The organism is Desulfovermiculus halophilus DSM 18834 (assembly GCF_000620765.1).
Lineage (GTDB): Bacteria > Desulfobacterota > Desulfovibrionia > Desulfovibrionales > Desulfothermaceae > Desulfovermiculus > Desulfovermiculus halophilus.
This window is the reverse complement of sequence record NZ_JIAK01000061.1, coordinates 1-2,761: the sequence shown is the minus strand read 5'-3', so window position 1 is coordinate 2,761 and position 2,761 is coordinate 1. Positions and strand designations below refer to the sequence as shown.

At 52.2% G+C, this 2,761-nt stretch carries 2 protein-coding genes; both read left to right on the top strand.

The window, feature by feature from the left end; genetic code table 11:
* Positions 1-268: 268 nt before the first annotated feature.
* Positions 269-1,783 (top strand): IS21 family transposase, encoded by a 1,515-nt coding sequence (gene istA / locus N902_RS0114230; RefSeq protein ID WP_084288450.1) that lies wholly within the window; start codon positions 269-271, stop codon positions 1,781-1,783.
* Between the two features lie 87 nt (positions 1,784-1,870).
* Positions 1,871-2,647 (top strand): IS21-like element helper ATPase IstB, encoded by a 777-nt coding sequence (istB, locus tag N902_RS0114225; protein WP_027371450.1) that lies wholly within the window; start codon positions 1,871-1,873, stop codon positions 2,645-2,647.
* The last annotated feature ends 114 nt before the right edge of the window (positions 2,648-2,761 follow it).

The following is a 2,761-nucleotide window of genomic DNA, read 5'->3' as shown; positions in this document are numbered from 1 at the left end:
TGTCAGTGACCGCGGTAATAGGGCCAGTCCATGATCACGCTAATAGGGCCAGTTTATGTGCACTTAATGGAGCCACCTGATGATCACCTTAATCGGGCCACCTCATGATCGGCCTAATGAGGCCAGCTCATGATCACCGTAATGGAGCCACTCAGGTGATTAAGTAGCTTCCTTGCCATTTTGAAGGTTTCGAACCTCCCTCATTAAGGATATCTCCCTGGAAAGACAACACTTCCAAGGAGGTACAATGTCAAACAGGAGGTTCGAAATGTATCAGTACCAGCACGTCATCCACCGGATGCGCCTCGGAGATTCAGACCGGCAGATCCAGAAAGCCGGGCTCATGGGGCGCACCAAAGCCTCTGCCGTAAGGGAAAAAGCCAGGGAAAACGGCTGGCTGGACCCGTTGTCTTCTATGCCGGACGAAGCCGTTTTAGAGGACACTTTCGGCTCAAAACCTCAAGCACCCACCCCATCAAAGATCGAGCCTTACAAGGACCAGGTTGCCCAATGGTTCGATGAGGGAATCCAGGGCACTACCATTTATGATGCCTTGGTCCGGGATCACGGCTTTGCCGGCTCCTACTCCTGTGTGCGCCGTTTTCTGAAGACCCTCAAGGCCACGCAGATCAAAACCTCGATCAAGCTCACCTTCAAGCCCGGAGACTCCGCTCAGGTGGATTTCGGGAAGGGGCCTAACATTACCGATTCCCATACCAGCAAGCCTCAAAAGACCTGGATTTTCGTCATGACCCTGGCCTGGAGCAGGCATATGTACGCTGAGATCGTCCCTAACCAAACGGTCGAAACCTGGCTTGGTTGCCACAGACGGGCCTTTGAGTTCTTTAACGGCGTCCCGGCCAGCTTACGTATCGACAACCTCAAGTCCGCTATCACCAGGGCATGCTTCTATGAGCCGGAAGTGCAGCGTGCTTACGAAAATCTGGCTCTTGGATATGGCTTTAAAATCGATCCCTGCCCAGTTGCAGATCCCAAGAAAAAAGGCCGGGTCGAGTCAGGGGTTAAGTATGTCAAAAACGCCTTTGTCCCCTTGCGGAAATTCCGGAGTATCGCTGAGGGTAACCGGCAGCTAACCCAATGGGTTATGGAAGTCGCCGGCAATCGCATCCACGGCACAACCCATGAAAAGCCCCTGGTCAGGTTTGAGCAGACCGAACGCTTTGTTCTTCACCCCTTGCCCCAGATCCCGCCGGAACTGGCGGTTTGGAACCAATGCAAGCTGCACGGGGACTGCCATATTTGTGTGGACAAATGTTACTATTCAGCCCCTTATATCTACGCCAATCAAACCTTGTGGGTGAAGAGCCTGGAGAAAACAGTATATATCTTCAACGGCCATGAGCTGGTGGCTACGCATCCCCGGCTGTTCACCCCCGGCAAGAAGTCCACCAATAATGACCACTATCCGCCAGAGGCCCAGGCGTATTTGATGCGTGATCCCCAGTGGTGTCTGGCCCAAGCAGAGAAGATCGGCCCCTACTGCCGTGAAGTTGTTGACGAACTCTTCGCTGACAGGGTCCTGGAAAAGCTCAGGGCAGCTCAAGGGCTTATCAGCCTCAAGAAAAAGTACGGGGCCAAATCCCTGGAACTGGCCTGCAGGCGGGCCGTCGCCTACTTGAGCCCCAAATATCAGACCGTAAAGAGCATCCTCAAACAAGGATTGGAGCATGAGCCTATCGAGAGACAAGCTCAGCTCCCTTTGGATGAGGTCTATACCGGACAGGGCAAGTACACCAGGCCACCGACTGACATGTTTCAATAACAGCGGGACGCAAGCTCGTCCCGGCCTGAGTTCGTGCTCCTCGTCAGGGACGAGCCCTATACACACAATCCATCAAGGAGTAACATTATGCAGCCCAGACCAGATATAACACCTCTGCTCAAAAAGCTTCGACTTTCCGGTATGCTGGAGTCTTTGGAGATTAGAAATAAACAGGCAATCTCCGATAAAATGGCCTACACCGAGTTTTTATCCCTGCTCTTAAGTGACGAGGTGGCCAGAAGAGATCAGAAAAAGTTTACCTCCAGAATGAGAAAAGCCGGATTTAGAAGCAGTAAGACCCTGGAAGAATTTGATTTTGACTTCAACCCCAAGATCGACAAGCGACAACTCTATGATTTGGCCACCTGCAAGTTTATTCACGAAAAAGCATGCGTGCTCATGACTGGTCCCTGTGGAACAGGCAAAAGCCATATTGCCCAAGCCTTGGGCCATTACGCGGTTCGCCAAGGCATCGACGTCCGCTTCACCACCCAGAGCAAGCTGCTGGCCACCCTTCATGCATCTAAAGCCACACAGACGTATGCCAAGCAATTCAAGGCCTTCTCCCAAGTCCCTTTGCTCATTATGGATGACTTCGGGCTCAAGCCGGTCCGTCCCCCGCATGACGAAGACTTGCACGATCTCGTGGCCCAAAGATATGAACATGCATCCACCATCATTACAAGCAACCTTGATTTCCAGGAATGGGACCGGGCCTTTGAAAACAAGCTTTTGGGATCAGCTACCATCGATAGACTCCGGCATGATGCCTACCTGGTCTATTTGGATGGGCCCAGCTACAGGAAACCAAAGCCAAACCAAGCTCTCAAAAAAGAGGTGGAAAAAAGCCAAAAATCAGCCTAAAAAATGGGGGGTTCGCAACCTCAAGATGGCCACTTAAAACTGGCCCCATTAGGGCGATCATAGGGTGGCCCGATTAGCCGATCATGGGTGGCTCCATTGGGGTGGTCAATGACA

What these genes read in the sequence shown, in the direction of transcription:
- istA (WP_084288450.1), top strand. Translation starts at nt 269, where the DNA reads ATGTATCAGTACCAGCACGTCATCCACCGGATGCGCCTCGGAGATTCA.
- istB (WP_027371450.1), top strand. Translation starts at nt 1,871, where the DNA reads ATGCAGCCCAGACCAGATATAACACCTCTGCTCAAAAAGCTTCGACTT.